Below are 17,881 nucleotides of genomic sequence, written 5' to 3'. Positions count from 1 at the left end.
ACGTGAGCCAAAGGATCAGAATAAAACTGAAATCGTACGATCACAACCTGGTTGATAAATCTGCCGAAAAGATCGTAAAGACCGTGAAATCTACCGGTGCAGTTGTTAACGGCCCCATTCCCCTGCCGACCAACAAAAAAATCTTCACCGTGCTGAGGTCAACCTTTGTCAATAAGAAATCAAGGGAGCAGTTCGAGTTAAGCTCATACAAACGTCTCCTTGACATTTACAGCACTACCAGCAAGACCATTGATGCACTTATGAAGCTTGAGTTGCCCAGTGGTGTTGAAGTAGAGATCAAAGTCTGATCGGATTGCCGCACAGCCGCGTTTAGCGTGGCGGGGTTAAAAAAAGAATCATCAATTTTAACATGATACTGCAATGTCAGGAATTATAGGAAAAAAAATCGGGATGACCAGCGTATTCGATGCCAATGGCAGGAATGTGCCCTGCACGGTTATTGAAGCCGGGCCCTGCTATGTCACCCAGATCAGGACTAAGGAAGTGGACGGATACGATGCCATCCAGCTTGCTTACGACGATAAAAAGGAAAAGCATACCAACAAGGCCGAGATGGGCCATTTTGCCAAGGCAGGTGTATCCCCCAAGCGTAAACTTGTTGAGTTTACCCGTTTTGAGTCCGGTCACCGCAAGCAGTTTGGTGACGCGGTAATGGTGGATGTTTTTGAAGAAGGCGAATTTGTTGACGTAGTGGGCATTTCCAAGGGAAAAGGTTTCCAGGGTGTTATCCGCCGGCACGGTTTCAGCGGCGTTGGTGGTGTAACCCACGGACAGCACAACAGGTTGAGGGCTCCCGGATCGGTAGGCGCTTCCTCATGGCCCTCACGCGTATTCAAAGGATTGCGCATGGCTGGTCAGACCGGAAACAAAAGGGTAAAGATGATCAACCTCCAGATCGTAAAAATTGTCAAGGAAAAGAATCTTTTGTTAATTAAGGGTGCAGTGCCCGGATCTAACGGATCATACGTAATTGTAGAAAGATGGAGCTAACAGTATATAACATCAAAGGGGAGAAGACCGGTAAAACGGTTAACCTGAACGATTCGGTATTCAATATCGAACCCAACGACCACGCGATTTACCTTGATACAAAACAGTATCTGGCCAATCAGCGTCAGGGAACCCATAGCTCGAAAGAGAAATCAACTGTTTCGGGCAGTACACGTAAACTGAAGAGGCAAAAAGGAACCGGTGGCGCCCGTGCAGGCAGTATCAAGTCTCCGCTTATGCGGGGTGGTGCCAGGGTATTCGGACCTCAGCCCAGGGATTATGGTTTCAAACTGAACAAGAAGCTGAAGCAACTGGCCCGTATGTCGGCCCTCAGTCACAAGGCCAAAGATAACGGCATCATGATTCTGGAAGACTTCAGCTTTGACAAACCGAAAACCAAAAATTTCATTGAATTACTGAATAATCTGCAACTTTCAGGGAAAAAGACACTTATGGTGTTAAGCGAAAGCGATAAAGCCGTATATTTGTCCTCCCGAAATCTGAAGCAGGCAAGGGTTGTAAGGGCTTGTGATTTAAATACATACGAAATTCTTCGTGCCCACAACCTGGTAATTCTCGAAAGCTCGGTTGCCGAAATCGAAAAAATCTTTGAGAACTAAACAATCACGCTCACAGCGCTGAGATTAAGAACCATTAACAAGAAACACAATGGGTATCATAATAAAGCCGGTAGTTACGGAAAAGATGACAGCCTTAGGCGACAAGCTTCAACGTTACGGTTTTATCGTGCAGAAGGATTCCAACAAGCTGCAGATAAAGAAAGCCGTGGAAGAGATTTACGGCGTTGAAGTTACTGAAGTAAACACCATGAATTATGCCGGAAAGAACAAATCCAGGTTTACCAAGACCGGGATGGTTAAAGGCCGTGCAGGTTCGTACAAAAAGGCTATTGTAACTTTAGCTGAGGGTGAAACAATTGATTTTTATAGCAATATTTAAAGATAATGGCTTTAAAAAAATTCAAACCGACCACATCAAGTCAGCGCTTCAAACTGGTTAGCGCACTGGATGACATAACTGCTACAAGCCCTGAAAAGAGTTTGCTGCAGCCGAGGAAAAGCTCTGGTGGCCGAAACAACACCGGTAAAATGACCATCAGGTCAATAGGTGGTGGTCACAAGCAGAAATATCGTATCATCGACTTCAAACGCGATAAAGAGGATATTCCTGCAACGGTAAAGACCATTGAATACGATCCGAACCGTACCGCCCGTATTGCCCTGCTTTACTATGCCGATGGTGAGAAACGTTACATCGTTGCACCCAATGGACTGAAGGTAGGTCAGGAAGTTATTGCCGGCAAAGGCGCACAGCCTGAAATCGGGAATGCGCTTTACCTGAGTGAGATTCCGTTCGGTACCGTGATTCACAATATTGAGCTCAGGCCCGGACAGGGAGCAAAGATGGCACGTAGCGCCGGATCGTCGGCACAGCTGATGTCGCGCGATGGCAAATTTGCCGTTATCAAACTTCCTTCAGGGGAAACCCGCATGATCCTTCAGAGTTGCAAGGCAACCATAGGAATGGTTTCCAATACGGAGCATAACCTCGAGGTTTCAGGAAAGGCCGGACGCAGCCGCTGGCTCGGTCGCAGGCCACGTACACGTGCCGTTGTTATGAACCCGGTAGATCATCCGATGGGCGGTGGAGAAGGAAGGGCTTCAGGAGGACATCCGCGTTCACGCAAGGGGTTACCTGCAAAGGGTTACAAGACCCGGTATCCGAAGAAAGCTTCGAATAAATACATCATCGAAAGAAGGAAGAAGTAATTGAACCTTAAACAGCATTAAAAATGAGCCGTTCGCTTAAAAAAGGTCCTTATATCGACTACAAACTGGAAAAGAAAGTATTAGACGCCATCAGTTCCAACAAAAAAGTTGTGATTAAAACATGGTCGCGTGCTTCGATGATTTCTCCGGATTTTGTGGGGCAGACTATCGCCGTCCATAACGGAAATAAATTCATCCCGGTTTATGTTACTGAGAATATGGTAGGTCACAAACTCGGGGAGTTTTCACCCACCCGTATCTTCAGGGGCCATGCCGGTAGTAAAGATAAAGGTAAAAAATAAAGAAGGAAAAACCAATGGGATCACGTAAACATAACAGAGCTGAGCTGATCAAGGAAGCAAAGAAGACTGAATCATTTGCCAAGCTCAGGAATTGCCCTACATCGCCCAGGAAAATGCGCCTGGTGGCTGATATGATCCGCGGCATGAAGGTGGAACAGGCACTGCATGTGCTTAAACATTCGCCCCAGGAGGCCAGTGGCCGTATGCACAAGCTGCTGCTTTCAGCGCTTGCCAACTGGCAGGCCAAGAATGAGGGCGTACGCATGGAAGAAACCAGTCTCTTTGTGAAAGAGGTAGGTGTTGACGGTGGCCGTTCACTGAAACGTATCCGCACTGCTCCCCAGGGTCGTGCCCATCGTATCCGCAAGCGTTCGAATCATGTTACTTTGTTGATTGACAATAGAATTGCACAATAAAAAGGAAATTTCTGCAAAGCAGGCTTTAACAACCAAATAATCATTTGTTGAATGGGACAAAAGACAAATCCAATAGGTAACAGGTTAGGCATCATCAAAGGATGGGACTCCAACTGGTATGGTGGAAGGCGTTTTGAACACAAATTGGTGGAAGACGACCAGATCCGCAAATATCTGAATGCCCGTTTATCGAAAGCCGGGGTTTCGAAGATTGTGATCGAACGTACCCTTAAGCTGGTTACCGTTACTATCCATACTGCCCGTCCGGGTATCATCATCGGAAAAGGTGGTCAGGAAGTTGATAAATTGAAGGAAGAATTGAAGAAGGTCACCAAAAAGGAGATCCAGATCAATATTTCTGAAATCAAGCGCCCTGAAATGGATGCCGTGATCGTGGCCAACGCGATTGCCCGTCAGATTGAAGGCAGGATTTCATACCGCCGTGCGATTAAGACTGCGATAGCCTCCACCATGCGCATCGGTGCTGAAGGAATCAAGGTTTTGATTTCCGGAAGGTTGGCCGGCGCCGAGATGGCCCGTCGCGAGATGATCAAGGAAGGACGTACTCCGCTCCATACCCTTCGTGCTGACATTGATTATGCAATTGCTGAAGCCCACACAACCTATGGCCGTATCGGTATCAAGGTATGGATCTGCAAGGGTGAAGTTTATGGTAAGGTAGATCTTACCCCTTCGGCAGAAAGCCAGGCTGCTACCGGAGCAAGGGAAAAGTCAATGCCCCCGCGTCCGGGCGGAAACAGGCCTCCGCGTGGAAACCGCAACCGTCCCAAGAAGTAAGAAGTTAACAAAAAGAGTAACAATCACACGATCAATATCCGACAATAATGTTACAGCCAAAGAAAACCAAGTACAGGAAGATGCAGAAGGGCAAAATGAAGGGTAACACCAAACGTGGTGCTGAGCTTTCATTTGGTTCGTTCGGGATAAAAACCCTGGAAGAAGCCTGGATTACCGGCCGGCAGATTGAGGCCGCCCGTCAGGCTATCAGCCGTTTCATGAAACGTGAAGGCCAGATCTGGATCCGCATTTTCCCTGATAAGCCCGTTACCAAGAAACCTGCTGAAGTGCGTATGGGTAAAGGTAAAGGTGCTCCTGAATATTTCGTGGCACGCATTAGCCCGGGCCGCATCCTGTTCGAAGCCGAAGGTGTTACCGAAGAGGTTGCAAAGGAAGCCCTCCGCCTGGGTGCCCAGAAATTGCCTGTTGCCACCAAATTTGTGGTAAGAAGAGATTACGTTGAAGAATCAATATAACGAACGATGAAACAAGAAGTCATTAGAGAGCTTTCAACAGCCGAACTTATTGAACGGCTCGATGAAGAACGCAAGCAGCTTACCAAGCTCAAGTTGAATCATGCTGTTTCGCCTCTTGAGAACCCCAATAAAATCAAAAATTACCGCAGGACCATCGCCCGTATGCTCACCGAATTGCATAAACGCAAATTGAATGATGCTGCAGCGGCTCAGGGTACGGCTACCGTTAACACTAAATAACCGGAAAAGCAATGGAAACCAGAAATCTGAGAAAAGAAAGAATTGGGGTAGTTGTCAGCAACAAGATGCAGAAATCTATCGTCGTTCAGGTTGAACGTCGCGAGAAGCACCCCAAATACGGAAAGTTTGTGAAGAAATCCTCCAAATTTGCGGCCCATGACGAAAACAACGACTGCAATATCGGTGATACCGTTCGCATTGCAGAGACCCGTCCGCTGAGCAAGAACAAATGCTGGAGATTAGTCGAAATCATTGAAAGAGCCAAGTAATTATGATACAACAGGAATCACGACTTACGGTAGCTGATAACAGCGGTGCAAAAGAAGTGCTTTGCATCCGTGTGCTGGGAGGAACCCGCAAACGTTATGCCTCTATTGGCGATAAAATCGTTGTAACCGTTAAAAATGCCCTTCCTTCCGGAAATATCAAGAAAGGTACAGTGGCCAAAGCGGTGGTTGTCAGAACCAAGAAAGAAATCCGCCGCAACGACGGTTCATATATCCGCTTTGATGACAACGCGGTAGTGCTGCTGAACAACGCCGGCGAAATGACCGGAACCCGTATCTTCGGACCGGTCGCCAGGGAACTGCGCGAAAAGCAGTACATGAAAATTGTTTCATTGGCACCCGAGGTGCTTTAATTGACCTAACAAACATGAGCACGAAACTAAGTATAAAAAAGGGTGATACCGTGATGGTGATCGCCGGTGACTCAAAAGGGAAGCAGGGTAAGGTTCTGGAGGTGGATGTTGAGAAAATGCAGGCCATCGTTGAAGGCGTTAACCTGATCTCCAAGCACACCAAACCCAACGCCAAGAACGCTCAGGGTGGAATCGTGAAAAAAGAGGCCGGAATCCATGTATCCAACCTGATGGTTGTGGATGGCACCGGCAAGCCCACCCGCATCGGGCGGAAGCTTGACACCAAAACCAATAAATCAGTCCGTTATTCTAAAAAGTCGGGGGAGGTAATTAAGTAATGAACTATTCACCACGCTTAAAAGATAAATACAGGCAGGAAATTGTTCCGGCATTAACGGAAAAATTCCAGTACAAAACTGTAATGCAGGTTCCGAAACTGTTGAAAATCAGTGTGAACCAAGGTCTTGGCACAGCCATCGCCGACAAAAAACTTATTGATGCCGGGGTAAATGAACTTACAGCCCTTACCGGTCAGAAAGCGGTTGCCACCAAATCAAGGAAGGACATCTCCAACTTTAAACTCCGTAAGGGCATGCCCATCGGGGTAAGGGTTACCCTCAGGGGCGACAGGATGTATGAATTCCTTGACAGGCTTGTTTCTGTGGCAATCCCCCGTATCAGGGACTTCCGCGGTATCAATGAAAAAGGATTTGACGGACGTGGTAATTATACCCTGGGTGTTACCGAGCAGATTATTTTCCCTGAGATCCTGATCGATAAAGTGGCCAAGATCAATGGTATGGATATTACCTTTGTGACGACCGCCCGCAACGACAATGAGTGCCTGGCACTGCTGAAAGAATTTGGTTTACCATTCAAAAATCAGAAATAAGATATGGCAAAGGAATCAATGAAAGCAAGGGAACGCAAAAGAGAGCGCCTTGTTGCAAAATATGCTGCCAAACGTGCTGAACTGAAAGAAGCCGGTGACTACATCGCGCTTCAGAAGCTTCCCAAGAATGCATCGCCGGTGCGTCTGCACAACCGTTGCAAACTCACGGGTCGCCCCAAGGGTTACATGCGTCAGTTTGGTATTTCGCGTATAAATTTCCGCTTTATGGCCCTCGAGGGTCTTATCCCGGGCGTGAAGAAAGCCAGCTGGTAAGAAAAACAAGTGAACAATCATAATATTCAAGGATAAAATGGTAACAGATCCTATTGCAGATTATCTGACCCGAGTCAGGAATGCCGTGATGGCAAACCACCGGATCGTGGAAATCCCTTCATCCAACATGAAGAAGGAAATCACCAAGATTTTGTTTGATAAGGGTTATATTTTGAATTATAAATTCGAGGATGAAACCATCCCCGGCATTATAAAGATCGCGCTGAAGTATCACCCGATTTCAAAGGTTCCCGCAATTTCAAAGCTGGAGCGTGTCAGTAAACCGGGTTTACGCAGGTATGTCGGCGCCGATGAGCTTCCCCGCGTGCTGAACGGGTTGGGTATTGCTATACTTTCTACCAACCGGGGGCTTATGACCGATAAAGAAGCCAGAACCCTTCAGATTGGCGGCGAAGTTTTGTGTTACATTAGCTAAAGAAGAGGAGATTTTACAATGTCGAGAATAGGAAAAATGCCGGTGGCCATTCCTTCAGGAGTTCAGATCGAAGTATCTGACACTAACCTGGTGACGGTGAAGGGCAAACTCGGACAACTTACCCAGCAGATCGATCCCCTTGTTTCCGTGAAGGTTGAAGATGGTCATCTCATAGTCGGAAGAGTGAATGAATCACAGGATGCCAGGGCAAAGCATGGTTTGTACCGGTCATTGCTGGCCAATATGGTAAAAGGCGTTTCTGAAGGCTTTACCGTGGTTCAGGAGTTGGTTGGCGTAGGTTATAAAGCTTCAGCTGCAGGAAATGTACTTGAATTATCCCTTGGATATTCGCATAATATCTTCTTTGAGATGCCGGCAGAAGTGAGTGTTGAAACCCTCACTGAAAGGGGAAAAAACCCTACCATTACGCTGAAGTCTTTTGACAAACAGTTGATCGGACAGGTGGCTGCCAAGATCCGTTCGCTGCGTAAACCCGAGCCTTACAAAGGTAAAGGTATCAGGTTTATGGGTGAAGTGGTGAAGAAGAAAGCCGGTAAGTCAGCTTCAGACAAATAATAATCTTTAACATAAACCATTCCCGGTGACCCCGGGTCAAATTCCTCAGAAAAGGATGGCTATTAAGAACAGAAAAGAATACAGAAGGCACAGGATAAAACTCAGAATCCGGAAGGTAGTTTCCGGTACGCCTGAGCAGCCGCGGTTGACCGTATTCAGAAGCAACAAACAGATCTATGCCCAGATTATCAATGATCTGGAAGGTAAGACACTTGTTTCTGCATCGTCACGCACTCCTGAAGTTTCGGGAACCCCGATGGCCAAAATCGAACAGGCTAAACTGGTTGGCCAGTTGATAGCCAAGCGTGCGATTGAGGCAGGTATTCAGAACGTGGTTTTCGATCGCAACGGTTACTTATATCATGGTAGAATCAAATCCCTGGCTGAAGCAGCCAGAGAAGGAGGCCTTAAATTTTAACACAGATGGCAAACGCAAACATAAAAAGGGTTAAATCCAGCGAGATTGAGTTTAAAGACAGGCTGGTAAGCATTCAGCGGGTTACAAAGGTTACCAAAGGGGGCCGTACATTCAGTTTTTCTGCCATCGTTGTTGTTGGCAATGAAAACGGAGTTGTAGGTTACGGCCTGGGCAAAGCCAAGGAAGTTACAGCCGCTATTGCCAAGGGTGTTGACGATGCCAAGAAAAACCTTGTAAAGGTTCCGGTTCTGAAGGGTACCATTCCCCACGAACAATTGGGTAAGTATGGGGGCGCCCTGGTGTTTCTCAAGCCCGCTACACCCGGTACCGGAGTTATTGCCGGCGGTGCTATGCGTGCTGTTCTTGAGAGTGTCGGCGTGAGAGACGTTCTTGCAAAATCAAAGGGTTCTTCAAATCCTCACAGTGTGGTAAAAGCTACCATTGATGCACTCGTAAATATGCGTGATGCCTATGCAGTAGCCCAGCTTCGCGGCGTTGACCTCAACAAAGTTTTCAATGGTTAGGCATAACCAATAATAACAAGACCAGAAAATGAAAAAACTGAGAGTTACCCAGATAAAGAGTGGCATAAAACAGCCCGAGCGTCAGAAACTTACCCTTAAGGCTTTAGGCATTAAGCGGATGAACAGGCCCGTCGAGGTGGTAGCAACCCCCCAGATTGAAGGTATGATTGCAAAAATCAACCACCTGTTGAAAGTTGAAGAAATCTAATCGTACACAACTAATTGACAAGATATTATGGATTTGAGTAATCTTAAACCGGCACAGGGATCTGTAAAAGCCAGCAAAAGAATCGGCCGTGGTCAGGGCTCTGGCCGTGGAGGTACTTCTACCCGCGGACACAAAGGAGCTAAATCACGCTCAGGTTACAGCCAGAAAATCGGTTTCGAAGGCGGTCAGATGCCTCTTTACAGGAGGGTTCCCAAATATGGCTTCAGAAACATTAACCGCATCGAGTACCGCAGCATTAACCTTGACGTAATTCAGGCGCTGGTCTCTGCCAAGAATGTTGATGCCGTAGATATTGATCTGCTTATCGAAAGTGGCCTTGCTGCAAAGAATGACAAGATCAAAATTCTTGGTCGCGGTGAACTCACGGCTAAAGTTGATATTAAGGCCAATGCTTTTTCTGCATCTGCCGTTAAAGCAATCGAATCAAAGGGTGGTCAGGCTATAAAAATCTAAACTGTAGATGAAACGTTTCATACAGACTATCAGGAACATTTATAAGATCGAGGATCTGCGCAAACGCATTGGTTATACCATTGGAATCGTTTTGCTTTACAGGTTAGGCTCTTATGTTGTTCTGCCGGGTGTTGATCCCAACCAGCTGGCAAATCTTCAGAATCAGACCAGCGGAGGACTGCTCGGATTGTTGAATATGTTCTCGGGGGGCGCATTTTCGAACGCCTCCATTTTCGCGCTTGGGATTATGCCTTACATCTCTGCATCCATCGTGGTACAGTTGCTTGGTATGGCAATCCCTTACTTCCAGAAATTGCAGAAGGAGGGAGAAAGCGGACGTAAGAAAATCAATCAGATTACCCGTTATCTCACCGTGCTGATCACTGGTTTCCAGGCTCCGGGTTATATTGCGAACCTTGTTTCGCAGCTTCCCGCCCAGGCCATTACACCATTCGATCCTGCGGTTACTTCGCCCACCACTTTCTTCTGGGTATCTTCTGTAATTATTCTGATTTCAGGAACCCTGTTTGTAATGTGGCTTGGTGAAAGGATTACCGATAAAGGTATCGGAAACGGTATTTCACTTATCATCATGATCGGGATTATTGCCCGTCTGCCCTTCGCACTGTTTGGTGAACTGGTTTCACGTATGGAGCAGAAAGGCGGCGGACTGGTCATCTTTATCGTAGAACTTGCCGTCCTGATCGGCGTAATCCTGATCAGTATACTGCTGGTTCAGGGGACCCGCAAAATTCCTGTACAGTATGCAAAGCGCATTGTTGGTAATAAACAGTACGGTGGAGTAAGACAATATATTCCCCTGAAGGTGAATGCTGCCGGCGTTATGCCGATTATTTTCGCCCAGGCAATTATGTTCCTGCCGCTGACACTGGCCGGATTCGCCGAATCAGAAACCTTAACGGGATTTGCTTCCGCATTCACCAACATCAATGGATTCTGGTACAATTTTGTATTCGCCCTGCTGATTGTTGTATTTACCTACTTCTATACCGCCATCACCATTAATCCGAATCAGATGGCAGAGGATATGAAGAAGAACAACGGTTTTATTCCTGGTGTTAAACCCGGAAAGAAAACAGCTGAGTTTATTGACCAGATCATGTCGCGCATAACCCTTCCGGGTTCTCTTTTCCTGGCTTTTGTAGCTATCATGCCCGCACTGGTCAGTAAAATAGGTATCACTGCACAATTTGCCCAGTTTTATGGCGGTACTTCACTGCTTATTCTGGTGGGTGTGGTGCTTGATACGCTACAACAAATTGAAAGCCATTTGCTGATGAGGCATTACGATGGTCTGACAAAGTCAGGTCGTATCAAAGGCCGTTCATCAATCAATATGGGCTAGTGTGACAGACTTGAGTGCTGAAAGATGATTTATTACAAGACTGACGAAGAAATTGAATTAATAAGATTAAGTTCTTTACTTGTTGGTAAGACCCTTGCTGAAGTTGCCAGGCACATTCAACCAGGCATAACTACCGCTTCGCTCGATAAGGTGGCAGAAACATTTATCCGTGATCATGGGGCTGTGCCCGGATTTAAAGGTTACGGCGGTTTCCCCGGCACTTTGTGTGTATCGGTTAACGATGTTGTGGTGCATGGAATTCCCGGGAATCAGGTGCTGAAGGATGGTGATCTTGTTTCGGTTGACTGTGGTGTAATCCTGAACGGATTTTACGGTGATTCCGCATATTCCTTTGCCGTCGGTAATGTTACTGAAGAAGTACAGCTGCTGATGGAGCGAACCAAGAAATCGCTTTATCTGGGAATTGAGGCCGCGAAAGCAGGCAAACGGACCGGAGATATAGGTTTTGAAATACAGGCTTATGTGGAACAATTCGGTTATTCAGTGGTACGTGACCTGGTAGGACACGGACTTGGCCGGCATCTGCACGAAAAACCGGAAGTGCCGAATTTCGGCAAGCGTGGTGTTGGAACCATGCTTCAACCGGGACTGGTGATCTGTATCGAGCCTATGATTAACCTTGGACGCCGGCAGGTATCACAGGACAAAGACGGCTGGACAATCAGAACTGCTGATCGTAAACCTTCGGCGCATTTTGAGCATGCGATTGCCATCAGAGAGGGGAGCACTGACATTTTATCGTCTTTTGATGAAATTGAAAAAGTACTTGAGTCAAAAAAATAACTTGAAATTACATGGCAAAACAGATTTCGATAGAACAGGACGGAACGGTTACTGAATCGCTGGGAAACGCGATGTTCCGTGTTGAGCTTGAGAACGGGCACATCATTACAGCCCACATTTCGGGAAAAATGAGGATGCACTACATCAAGATTTTGCCTGGTGATAAGGTGAAGCTTGAAATGTCGCCCTATGACCTGACCAAGGGAAGAATAATTTTCAGATACAAATAAACAAACCATCTTGTAAAATGAAAGTAAGAGCATCAGTCAAGAAAAGAACACCTGACTGTAAAATTGTCAGAAGGAAAGGGCGGTTGTACATCATCAACAAAAAGAACCCCAAGTACAAACAAAGACAAGGTTAAGCGTTTAACAAACAACAAAACAATATATGGCACGTATTGCTGGTATTGATATACCCAAAAACAAAAGAGGTGAGATTGGTCTTACCTATATTTACGGAATCGGCCGCAGCACCGCTCAGAAGATTCTGCAGGCTGCCGGTGTTGATCTGAACAAGAAGGTTCAGGACTGGAATGACGACGAACAGAATGCCATTCGTACCATCATCAGTGATCAGTACAAAGTGGAAGGTGCGCTGAGGTCAGAAGTACAGACCAACATCAAGCGATTGATGGATATTGGCTGTTACCGTGGGGTAAGGCATCGTCTGGGTCTTCCGCTCCGCGGACAGAGTACCAAGAACAATGCGCGTACCCGTAAAGGAAGAAAGAAAACTGTTGCCAACAAGAAGAAAGCAACGAAAGGTTAATCGTTGATTTAACCTTATAATAAACCAAACGAATTGTCGAAAAAACATTGTTATGGCAAAAACTGCTAAAACATCAAAGAAAAAAGTTGTTAAGGTTGATCCCATTGGAAGAGCCTATGTGAGTGCATCTTTCAACAACATCATAATCTCGCTCACCAACAATGCCGGTCAGGTTATCAGCTGGGCATCCGCTGGTAAGATGGGGTTCAGGGGCTCGAAGAAGAACACCCCGTACGCTGCACAGATGGCTGCTACCGAGTGCTCAAAGGTTGCATACGATATGGGCCTGCGCAAAGTAAAAGTGTTTGTGAAGGGGCCTGGTTCGGGAAGGGAATCTGCCATCCGTACCATTCATTCTTCAGGCATTGAGGTTATGGAAATCATGGATGTAACCCCACTGCCGCACAACGGTTGTCGTCCTCCCAAGAGGAGAAGGGTATAATTTTTTTTAATTCCGGTACTTGTCTAGCCCTTCAGGATGGTTTGTAACGCGGCTACCGGAGTGATCACTGAAAACAAATTGACATCAAATAACAAGTAACTATGGCCAGGTATACAGGTCCAAGAACCAAAATTGCACGAAAATTCAAAGATCCGATCTACGGTCCGGACAAGTATTTCGAGAAGAAAAACTATGCCCCGGGTATGCACGGAAATTCGAAGAGGCGTAAAAAACTTTCTGAATACGGAACACAGCTTCAGGAGAAGCAGAAAGCCAAATATACATACGGAATTCTCGAGAAACAGTTTAAAAATACTTTCCATAAAGCAAGCCGTAAAAAAGGCATGCCGGGTGAGGTACTGCTTCAGCTGATTGAATCACGTCTCGACAATGTGGTCTATCGTTTGGGTATTGCTCCCACACGCAGCGCTGCGCGCCAGCTGGTGACTCATCGTCACATCATGGTAAATGGTTCAGTAGTGAATGTGCCTTCTTATGAACTGAAGCTGGGTGATGTTGTTGCAGTGCGGGAGAAATCCAAATCTCTGGAAGTGATCCAGAATGCCCTGGCTTCAAAACGGAATACCTACCCCTGGCTTGAATGGGACAGCACGCTTTTGACAGGAAAATTGGCCAGCCTTCCGGCTCGTGAAGATATTCCCGAAAACATTAAGGAACAGCTCATCGTTGAGTTGTACTCCAAATAACGATTTTACGGTTTATAAATTCATTACACAAGAGGAAGATAATATGGCAATATTAGCATTTCAAAAGCCTGAAAAGGTTATCATGGTCGAAGCTGATGATTCAAAAGGCGTTTTTGAATTCAGGCCTCTTGAACCAGGATTCGGAATTACCATCGGCAATGCACTCAGAAGGATACTGCTTTCCTCATTGGAAGGTTATGCGATCACCTCTGTACGGATTGATGGAGTTGATATGGAATTCTCCTCGATCAAAGGCGTTGTGGAAGATGTTACCGACATTATCCTCAATCTGAAGAAAATCCGGTTCAAACGATTGCTTGATTCCGAAACCAGCGAAAAGATCCGCCTGGTCATTTCCGGTCAGGATACTTTTATGGCCGGTGACATCAATAAGTTCCTCTCGGTATTTCAGGTTTTGAATCCCGAAGTGGAGATCTGCCATATGGAACCTTCAGTAAAACTTGTCATCGATCTCACTATTGACAAGGGCCGCGGTTATGTGCCTGCTGAGGAAAACAAACAAGCTGGTGCCCCTATCGGTACCATCGCGATTGACTCGATTCACACACCTGTAAAGAATGTGAAATATACCATCGAGAATTTCCGCGTGGAGCAGAAAACCGACTATGAAAAACTCATACTGGAACTAATCACCGATGGCTCTATTCATCCCAAGGAAGCGCTGAAAGAATCCGCCAGGATACTCATTCATCACTTTATGCTCTTCTCGGATGAAAAAATTACCATCGATACTGAAGAAAAAGCCGTTGCTGAGGAATTTGATGAAACCTCACTTCACATTCGTCAACTGCTGAAGACCAAACTTGTTGACATGGATCTTTCTGTAAGGGCTCTTAACTGCCTGAAGGCAGCTGATGTAGAAACCCTGGGTGAACTGGTATCATACAACAAGAATGACCTTTTAAAATTCCGCAATTTTGGTAAAAAATCACTCACCGAGCTTGAAGAGCTTGTGAAGTCGAAAAACCTGGAATTCGGAATGAATATTGCAAAATATAAACTTGATAAGGATTAATTGAAATGAGACACGGAAAGAAAGTCAATCATCTGGGGAGGACAAGTGCCCATCGTAAGGCAATGCTTTCGAACATGGCATCTTCGCTTATCCTTCATAAACGCATCAACACCACGCTTGCAAAAGCCAAGGCGTTGAGGGGATATGTAGAGCCGTTGATTACCCGTTCCAAAGAAGATTCTACACATTCGCGCAGGATGGTTTTCAGCTACCTTCAGAATAAAGAGGCTGTTGTCGCGCTTTTCAGGGAAGTATCTGTTAAAGTTGCCAATCGCCCCGGAGGTTACACAAGGATTCTGAAAACCGGTAACCGCCTGGGTGACAATGCAGAAATGTGCATGATGGAACTGGTGGATTTCAACGAAAATATGCTGGCTGCCAAAGAAGCACCCAAAGCTAAAACCACCCGCCGCAGCCGTGGCACCAAGGATAAAACCACGGTGGCCAAACCGGAAAAGCCGGTGGCTAAAACCGAAGCGGCTCCCAAAACAGAAAATGTTTCTGAAGAACCAGCTGCCGAAAATACCGAAAACAAAGAATAAAGATTTACTGTTTTTAAGGGATGAGGATAAGGTAGCTGTTACTTTGTCCTCATTTTATTTGTCAGGGAACTACTACTTCCTGCTTTCGGATCAATAAACCTGAGTTAACCCGATTAATAATTCAAAAAAGAAAGAAAATGAGTGCAATAGCCAACATCTTTGCCCGCCAGATACTCGACTCACGCGGAAATCCTACCATTGAAGTAGATGTATATACTACCAACGGAATTATGGGGAGGGCAGCTGTTCCTTCAGGAGCCTCGACCGGTATCCATGAAGCCGTTGAGCTTCGCGATGGAGACAAAAGTATCTACATGGGAAAGAGCGTTCAGAAAGCCGTTCAGAACGTGAACAAAGTGCTTGCCGATGAACTGAAAGGTTATCTGGTTTCAGAACAGAATGAGATTGATCACCGCATGATTGAAATTGATGGAACCCCCAACAAGGGTAATCTGGGTGCCAACGCAATTCTCGGAGTTTCACTGGCCGTGGCCAATGCTGCAGCACAGGAGTCGAACCAATTCCTCTTTCGCTATGTGGGAGGGGTAAATGCCAATACCCTGCCTATCCCGATGATGAACATCATCAACGGCGGCTCACATGCTGACAATGCCATTGACTTTCAGGAATTTATGATCATGCCTGTGGGTGCGCCAAACTTCACCGAAGCCCTTCGTATGGGTGCAGAGGTTTTTCATAACCTCAAATCCGTGCTCAAAAATGCCGGTTATTCAACAAACGTTGGCGACGAAGGTGGATTTGCCCCGAACCTCAAATCAAATGAGGAGGCCGTGACCGTTATTTTACAGGCTATAGAAAAAGCCGGCTACAAACCTGGTGTGGATGTGTTCCTTGCCCTTGACCCTGCTTCATCGGAATACTGGCTCGAAGAAGAAAAGGTATATCATCTGAAAAAATCAACCGGTGATAAGCTGACTCCGGCTCAGATGGTTGACTACTGGAAAACATGGATCGATAAATATCCCATTATTTCTATTGAGGATGGTATGGCTGAGGATGACTGGGACGGATGGAAACTGATGACCGATGTAATGGGTAAAAAGATTCAGCTGGTGGGCGATGATTTGTTTGTTACCAATTCAAAACGCCTTCAGATGGGTATCGACAGGGGCGTGGCCAACAGTATTCTGGTGAAGGTTAACCAGATCGGAAGCCTTACCGAAACCATCGACGCCGTGAACCTTGCCTACCGCAATGGCTACACCGCCGTGATGAGCCACCGCTCAGGCGAAACTGAAGACACCACTATTGCCGACCTGGCGGTTGCATTGAATACCGGTCTGATCAAAACGGGATCGGCCAGTCGCACTGACCGGATTGCCAAGTATAACCAACTCCTCAGAATTGAAGAAATTCTGGGGACTTCTGCCCGCTATTTAGGGAAAGAATTCAAATACGCAAAGTAGCGTTTATAATCTTGTAAATTTTCCCCGGGAATGTTCAGTTTCCGGGGATTTTTTTTGTGAAAACCCTGAAGCGTTTTACTATCGGGGCATTGATGCGTTCAATCACCGCCCGCATGCGCTGATTCGACTCCAGTATAAGATGGGTCTCAATGGTCTTGATTCCTGCGGTTCTTGCCGATTCCAGCAGACGGAGACCCATGCTGATTTCCAGTCCCAACCCCTGGTGCCCCGGTTTGACTGCCCCCAGCATCAGATCAAGCTGTGTTGAATTATTCAGGGATTGTAAAATGAAGTACCAGCCAAACGGGAATAGTTTTCCTTTGGCACGCATAATTCCTTCCGACATATTTGCCAGCCCCACTACAAATCCAACCAGTTCCTGATCCAGCATAATGATTTTTACAAATCGCGGATCAAGCACCGGCATATACCTTCTGGCAAGGTCATGCATTTCGGTTTCTTCCATGGGATAAAACCCGTAAAGGTTGCGGTAGGTTTCGTTTACCAGCCTGAGTACCGGTACGATGTGAGGTTTAAGCGCGCGCTTATTCCTAAACTCAAGAATGGTGTACCTGTGTGTGTTCATCAGGCGCTGTTGAACGCGCTGATAGATGTCTGGCATCATAAAATCGATGTCAAACCGGTAGGTAAGACAGTCTACCAGTTTCGAATAGCCATTATTCACGGTATAATCAACCATGTAGGGAAGGTTGCATGAGGTGTCAATCAAGGGGATATCATCATATCCTTCAAAAAGGAAGCCTTGCGGATCTTTGTCTGAAAATCCGTAAGGGCCTGTCACCTGATTCATTCCTTTTTCTTTTGCCCAGTTTTCAATGAATTTCAGCAGGGCTGAAGCTGCTTCAGGATTGTCAGTGCAATCGAAATGGCTGAAGCGGGCCGATTTTTCCCCTTTGAGTTCATTATAAGGATGATGAATAATGCCCATGATGCGCCCCACGGCAATGCCCTGGCTGAAAGCGAGTGCCAGTATGGTATCGCAATAGTTGAAGGCCTTGTTCCGGCGGGGATTGAAAAAAAGCCATTCATCATGATAGATGGGTGGTAACCAGTTTTTGTGCCCTTTGTGTATGCGGGCAGGAAGATTTATAAAAACAGACAGAAGTTTCCTGCTGTTAACAATCCTGACATCAATTAGCATATATGTTACCTGAGCATGAGACTGATAAGGGGATTACAAAAGGGATAATAAATCCTGCTTTACAAAGATGATTTTTTTCTTTCTGAAAAACAAAGGAAAGTGTTGTATTTTAGTGCTTCATTTTACATGTTTTCATCTGTCAGCGGAAAA

Annotated in this window: 32 protein-coding genes; 31 read left to right on the top strand and 1 reads right to left on the bottom strand. The window is 46.1% G+C overall.

Annotation, left to right across the window (positions count from 1 at the left end; genetic code table 11):
- The first annotated feature begins 2 nt into the window (after positions 1–2).
- The 31 genes from rpsJ (at position 3) to eno (ending at position 16,569) form a co-directional block, all read left to right on the top strand.
- Positions 3–308: a 30S ribosomal protein S10 gene (rpsJ, locus tag TBC1_RS07060; protein WP_062040154.1), complete on the top strand. Its 306-nt coding sequence runs from the start codon at positions 3–5 to the stop codon at positions 306–308.
- A 73-nt stretch (positions 309–381) separates the two neighbouring features.
- Positions 382–1,011, top strand: coding sequence for a 50S ribosomal protein L3 (rplC, locus tag TBC1_RS07055; RefSeq protein ID WP_062040152.1), 630 nt, complete (start codon positions 382–384; stop codon positions 1,009–1,011).
- Positions 1,002–1,631 carry a 50S ribosomal protein L4 gene (gene rplD, locus TBC1_RS07050; protein ID WP_062040150.1) on the top strand — a complete coding sequence of 210 codons (630 nt, stop codon included), beginning with the start codon at positions 1,002–1,004 and terminating at the stop codon, positions 1,629–1,631. The genes rplC and rplD overlap by 10 nt, the downstream gene beginning before the upstream one ends.
- A gap of 49 nt (positions 1,632–1,680) precedes the next feature.
- The gene (gene rplW, locus TBC1_RS07045) at positions 1,681–1,971 is read left to right on the top strand and encodes a 50S ribosomal protein L23 (RefSeq protein ID WP_062040148.1); all 291 of its coding nucleotides are present in this window, start codon (positions 1,681–1,683) and stop codon (positions 1,969–1,971) included.
- Between the two features lie 5 nt (positions 1,972–1,976).
- On the top strand, positions 1,977–2,801 hold the full coding sequence (gene rplB, locus TBC1_RS07040; RefSeq protein WP_062040146.1) for a 50S ribosomal protein L2: 825 nt from the start codon (positions 1,977–1,979) through the stop codon (positions 2,799–2,801).
- Between the two features lie 23 nt (positions 2,802–2,824).
- Complete coding sequence (gene rpsS, locus TBC1_RS07035) at positions 2,825–3,103, top strand: 30S ribosomal protein S19 (protein WP_062040143.1); 279 nt, start codon at positions 2,825–2,827, stop codon at positions 3,101–3,103.
- A 14-nt stretch (positions 3,104–3,117) separates the two neighbouring features.
- Positions 3,118–3,519 carry a 50S ribosomal protein L22 gene (gene rplV / locus TBC1_RS07030; RefSeq protein WP_062040141.1) on the top strand — a complete coding sequence of 134 codons (402 nt, stop codon included), beginning with the start codon at positions 3,118–3,120 and terminating at the stop codon, positions 3,517–3,519.
- 51 nt (positions 3,520–3,570) lie between these two features.
- On the top strand, positions 3,571–4,317 hold the full coding sequence (gene rpsC, locus TBC1_RS07025) for a 30S ribosomal protein S3 (protein ID WP_062040139.1): 747 nt from the start codon (positions 3,571–3,573) through the stop codon (positions 4,315–4,317).
- 47 nt (positions 4,318–4,364) lie between these two features.
- Positions 4,365–4,793 (top strand): 50S ribosomal protein L16, encoded by a 429-nt coding sequence (rplP, locus tag TBC1_RS07020; protein ID WP_062040137.1) that lies wholly within the window; start codon positions 4,365–4,367, stop codon positions 4,791–4,793.
- Between the two features lie 6 nt (positions 4,794–4,799).
- Complete coding sequence (gene rpmC / locus TBC1_RS07015; protein WP_062040135.1) at positions 4,800–5,033, top strand: 50S ribosomal protein L29; 234 nt, start codon at positions 4,800–4,802, stop codon at positions 5,031–5,033.
- An 11-nt stretch (positions 5,034–5,044) separates the two neighbouring features.
- Positions 5,045–5,302 carry a 30S ribosomal protein S17 gene (rpsQ, locus tag TBC1_RS07010; RefSeq protein WP_062040133.1) on the top strand — a complete coding sequence of 86 codons (258 nt, stop codon included), beginning with the start codon at positions 5,045–5,047 and terminating at the stop codon, positions 5,300–5,302.
- A 2-nt stretch (positions 5,303–5,304) separates the two neighbouring features.
- Positions 5,305–5,673, top strand: a complete 369-nt coding sequence (rplN, locus tag TBC1_RS07005; protein ID WP_062040131.1) for a 50S ribosomal protein L14 — start codon at positions 5,305–5,307, stop codon at positions 5,671–5,673.
- Positions 5,674–5,687: 14 nt separating this feature from the next.
- Positions 5,688–6,011 (top strand): 50S ribosomal protein L24, encoded by a 324-nt coding sequence (gene rplX, locus TBC1_RS07000; protein WP_062040129.1) that lies wholly within the window; start codon positions 5,688–5,690, stop codon positions 6,009–6,011.
- The gene (rplE, locus tag TBC1_RS06995) at positions 6,011–6,565 is read left to right on the top strand and encodes a 50S ribosomal protein L5 (RefSeq protein ID WP_062040127.1); all 555 of its coding nucleotides are present in this window, start codon (positions 6,011–6,013) and stop codon (positions 6,563–6,565) included. The genes rplX and rplE overlap by 1 nt, the downstream gene beginning before the upstream one ends.
- 3 nt (positions 6,566–6,568) lie before the next feature.
- A complete protein-coding gene (gene rpsN, locus TBC1_RS06990) occupies positions 6,569–6,838 on the top strand; it encodes a 30S ribosomal protein S14 (protein ID WP_062040125.1) in 270 nt (89 codons plus the stop codon).
- Between the two features lie 37 nt (positions 6,839–6,875).
- Positions 6,876–7,274, top strand: a complete 399-nt coding sequence (gene rpsH, locus TBC1_RS06985; protein WP_062040123.1) for a 30S ribosomal protein S8 — start codon at positions 6,876–6,878, stop codon at positions 7,272–7,274.
- Positions 7,275–7,292: 18 nt separating this feature from the next.
- Positions 7,293–7,850: a 50S ribosomal protein L6 gene (rplF, locus tag TBC1_RS06980; RefSeq protein ID WP_062040122.1), complete on the top strand. Its 558-nt coding sequence runs from the start codon at positions 7,293–7,295 to the stop codon at positions 7,848–7,850.
- Between the two features lie 61 nt (positions 7,851–7,911).
- Positions 7,912–8,268, top strand: a complete 357-nt coding sequence (gene rplR, locus TBC1_RS06975) for a 50S ribosomal protein L18 (RefSeq protein ID WP_137305653.1) — start codon at positions 7,912–7,914, stop codon at positions 8,266–8,268.
- A gap of 5 nt (positions 8,269–8,273) precedes the next feature.
- Positions 8,274–8,792, top strand: a complete 519-nt coding sequence (gene rpsE, locus TBC1_RS06970; protein ID WP_062040118.1) for a 30S ribosomal protein S5 — start codon at positions 8,274–8,276, stop codon at positions 8,790–8,792.
- A 28-nt stretch (positions 8,793–8,820) separates the two neighbouring features.
- On the top strand, positions 8,821–9,000 hold the full coding sequence (rpmD, locus tag TBC1_RS06965; RefSeq protein WP_062040116.1) for a 50S ribosomal protein L30: 180 nt from the start codon (positions 8,821–8,823) through the stop codon (positions 8,998–9,000).
- A 27-nt stretch (positions 9,001–9,027) separates the two neighbouring features.
- Positions 9,028–9,474: a 50S ribosomal protein L15 gene (rplO, locus tag TBC1_RS06960; protein WP_062040114.1), complete on the top strand. Its 447-nt coding sequence runs from the start codon at positions 9,028–9,030 to the stop codon at positions 9,472–9,474.
- Positions 9,475–9,481: 7 nt separating this feature from the next.
- The gene (secY, locus tag TBC1_RS06955; protein ID WP_062040112.1) at positions 9,482–10,840 is read left to right on the top strand and encodes a preprotein translocase subunit SecY; all 1,359 of its coding nucleotides are present in this window, start codon (positions 9,482–9,484) and stop codon (positions 10,838–10,840) included.
- 24 nt (positions 10,841–10,864) lie between these two features.
- Positions 10,865–11,644: a type I methionyl aminopeptidase gene (map, locus tag TBC1_RS06950; RefSeq protein WP_062040110.1), complete on the top strand. Its 780-nt coding sequence runs from the start codon at positions 10,865–10,867 to the stop codon at positions 11,642–11,644.
- Positions 11,645–11,655: 11 nt separating this feature from the next.
- A complete protein-coding gene (infA, locus tag TBC1_RS06945; RefSeq protein WP_062040108.1) occupies positions 11,656–11,874 on the top strand; it encodes a translation initiation factor IF-1 in 219 nt (72 codons plus the stop codon).
- Positions 11,875–11,891: 17 nt separating this feature from the next.
- A complete protein-coding gene (ykgO, locus tag TBC1_RS17410) occupies positions 11,892–12,008 on the top strand; it encodes a type B 50S ribosomal protein L36 (protein WP_082189512.1) in 117 nt (38 codons plus the stop codon).
- 26 nt (positions 12,009–12,034) lie between these two features.
- Positions 12,035–12,415, top strand: a complete 381-nt coding sequence (rpsM, locus tag TBC1_RS06940; protein ID WP_062040106.1) for a 30S ribosomal protein S13 — start codon at positions 12,035–12,037, stop codon at positions 12,413–12,415.
- Positions 12,416–12,467: 52 nt separating this feature from the next.
- On the top strand, positions 12,468–12,857 hold the full coding sequence (gene rpsK, locus TBC1_RS06935; protein WP_062040104.1) for a 30S ribosomal protein S11: 390 nt from the start codon (positions 12,468–12,470) through the stop codon (positions 12,855–12,857).
- Between the two features lie 101 nt (positions 12,858–12,958).
- Positions 12,959–13,564, top strand: coding sequence for a 30S ribosomal protein S4 (rpsD, locus tag TBC1_RS06930; protein WP_062040102.1), 606 nt, complete (start codon positions 12,959–12,961; stop codon positions 13,562–13,564).
- Positions 13,565–13,607: 43 nt separating this feature from the next.
- A complete protein-coding gene (locus tag TBC1_RS06925; protein WP_062040100.1) occupies positions 13,608–14,600 on the top strand; it encodes a DNA-directed RNA polymerase subunit alpha in 993 nt (330 codons plus the stop codon).
- Positions 14,601–14,605: 5 nt separating this feature from the next.
- The gene (gene rplQ / locus TBC1_RS06920; RefSeq protein ID WP_062040098.1) at positions 14,606–15,142 is read left to right on the top strand and encodes a 50S ribosomal protein L17; all 537 of its coding nucleotides are present in this window, start codon (positions 14,606–14,608) and stop codon (positions 15,140–15,142) included.
- Between the two features lie 137 nt (positions 15,143–15,279).
- The gene (gene eno / locus TBC1_RS06915; RefSeq protein ID WP_062040096.1) at positions 15,280–16,569 is read left to right on the top strand and encodes a phosphopyruvate hydratase; all 1,290 of its coding nucleotides are present in this window, start codon (positions 15,280–15,282) and stop codon (positions 16,567–16,569) included.
- A gap of 34 nt (positions 16,570–16,603) precedes the next feature.
- On the opposite strand, the gene TBC1_RS06910 is transcribed toward eno, so the two are convergent.
- Positions 16,604–17,731, bottom strand: a complete 1,128-nt coding sequence (locus TBC1_RS06910; RefSeq protein WP_062040094.1) for a hypothetical protein — start codon at positions 17,729–17,731, stop codon at positions 16,604–16,606.
- Positions 17,732–17,881: the final 150 nt, after the last annotated feature.

It is taken from the genome of Lentimicrobium saccharophilum (genome assembly GCF_001192835.1).
GTDB lineage: Bacteria > Bacteroidota > Bacteroidia > Bacteroidales > Lentimicrobiaceae > Lentimicrobium > Lentimicrobium saccharophilum.
Note: the sequence above shows the minus strand (reverse complement) of the source record. Positions and strands in the feature narration are given on the sequence as shown.

What these genes read in the sequence shown, in the direction of transcription:
- rplC (WP_062040152.1), top strand. Translation starts at nt 382, where the DNA reads ATGTCAGGAATTATAGGAAAAAAAATCGGGATGACCAGCGTATTCGAT.
- rplD (WP_062040150.1), top strand. Translation starts at nt 1,002, where the DNA reads ATGGAGCTAACAGTATATAACATCAAAGGGGAGAAGACCGGTAAAACG.
- rplW (WP_062040148.1), top strand. Translation starts at nt 1,681, where the DNA reads ATGGGTATCATAATAAAGCCGGTAGTTACGGAAAAGATGACAGCCTTA.
- rplB (WP_062040146.1), top strand. Translation starts at nt 1,977, where the DNA reads ATGGCTTTAAAAAAATTCAAACCGACCACATCAAGTCAGCGCTTCAAA.
- rpsS (WP_062040143.1), top strand. Translation starts at nt 2,825, where the DNA reads ATGAGCCGTTCGCTTAAAAAAGGTCCTTATATCGACTACAAACTGGAA.
- rplV (WP_062040141.1), top strand. Translation starts at nt 3,118, where the DNA reads ATGGGATCACGTAAACATAACAGAGCTGAGCTGATCAAGGAAGCAAAG.
- rpsC (WP_062040139.1), top strand. Translation starts at nt 3,571, where the DNA reads ATGGGACAAAAGACAAATCCAATAGGTAACAGGTTAGGCATCATCAAA.
- rplP (WP_062040137.1), top strand. Translation starts at nt 4,365, where the DNA reads ATGTTACAGCCAAAGAAAACCAAGTACAGGAAGATGCAGAAGGGCAAA.
- rpmC (WP_062040135.1), top strand. Translation starts at nt 4,800, where the DNA reads ATGAAACAAGAAGTCATTAGAGAGCTTTCAACAGCCGAACTTATTGAA.
- rpsQ (WP_062040133.1), top strand. Translation starts at nt 5,045, where the DNA reads ATGGAAACCAGAAATCTGAGAAAAGAAAGAATTGGGGTAGTTGTCAGC.
- rplN (WP_062040131.1), top strand. Translation starts at nt 5,305, where the DNA reads ATGATACAACAGGAATCACGACTTACGGTAGCTGATAACAGCGGTGCA.
- rplX (WP_062040129.1), top strand. Translation starts at nt 5,688, where the DNA reads ATGAGCACGAAACTAAGTATAAAAAAGGGTGATACCGTGATGGTGATC.
- rplE (WP_062040127.1), top strand. Translation starts at nt 6,011, where the DNA reads ATGAACTATTCACCACGCTTAAAAGATAAATACAGGCAGGAAATTGTT.
- rpsN (WP_062040125.1), top strand. Translation starts at nt 6,569, where the DNA reads ATGGCAAAGGAATCAATGAAAGCAAGGGAACGCAAAAGAGAGCGCCTT.
- rpsH (WP_062040123.1), top strand. Translation starts at nt 6,876, where the DNA reads ATGGTAACAGATCCTATTGCAGATTATCTGACCCGAGTCAGGAATGCC.
- rplF (WP_062040122.1), top strand. Translation starts at nt 7,293, where the DNA reads ATGTCGAGAATAGGAAAAATGCCGGTGGCCATTCCTTCAGGAGTTCAG.
- rpsE (WP_062040118.1), top strand. Translation starts at nt 8,274, where the DNA reads ATGGCAAACGCAAACATAAAAAGGGTTAAATCCAGCGAGATTGAGTTT.
- rpmD (WP_062040116.1), top strand. Translation starts at nt 8,821, where the DNA reads ATGAAAAAACTGAGAGTTACCCAGATAAAGAGTGGCATAAAACAGCCC.
- rplO (WP_062040114.1), top strand. Translation starts at nt 9,028, where the DNA reads ATGGATTTGAGTAATCTTAAACCGGCACAGGGATCTGTAAAAGCCAGC.
- secY (WP_062040112.1), top strand. Translation starts at nt 9,482, where the DNA reads ATGAAACGTTTCATACAGACTATCAGGAACATTTATAAGATCGAGGAT.
- map (WP_062040110.1), top strand. Translation starts at nt 10,865, where the DNA reads ATGATTTATTACAAGACTGACGAAGAAATTGAATTAATAAGATTAAGT.
- infA (WP_062040108.1), top strand. Translation starts at nt 11,656, where the DNA reads ATGGCAAAACAGATTTCGATAGAACAGGACGGAACGGTTACTGAATCG.
- ykgO (WP_082189512.1), top strand. Translation starts at nt 11,892, where the DNA reads ATGAAAGTAAGAGCATCAGTCAAGAAAAGAACACCTGACTGTAAAATT.
- rpsM (WP_062040106.1), top strand. Translation starts at nt 12,035, where the DNA reads ATGGCACGTATTGCTGGTATTGATATACCCAAAAACAAAAGAGGTGAG.
- rpsK (WP_062040104.1), top strand. Translation starts at nt 12,468, where the DNA reads ATGGCAAAAACTGCTAAAACATCAAAGAAAAAAGTTGTTAAGGTTGAT.
- rpsD (WP_062040102.1), top strand. Translation starts at nt 12,959, where the DNA reads ATGGCCAGGTATACAGGTCCAAGAACCAAAATTGCACGAAAATTCAAA.
- TBC1_RS06925 (WP_062040100.1), top strand. Translation starts at nt 13,608, where the DNA reads ATGGCAATATTAGCATTTCAAAAGCCTGAAAAGGTTATCATGGTCGAA.
- rplQ (WP_062040098.1), top strand. Translation starts at nt 14,606, where the DNA reads ATGAGACACGGAAAGAAAGTCAATCATCTGGGGAGGACAAGTGCCCAT.
- eno (WP_062040096.1), top strand. Translation starts at nt 15,280, where the DNA reads ATGAGTGCAATAGCCAACATCTTTGCCCGCCAGATACTCGACTCACGC.
- TBC1_RS06910 (WP_062040094.1), bottom strand. Translation starts at nt 17,731, where the DNA reads ATGCTAATTGATGTCAGGATTGTTAACAGCAGGAAACTTCTGTCTGTT.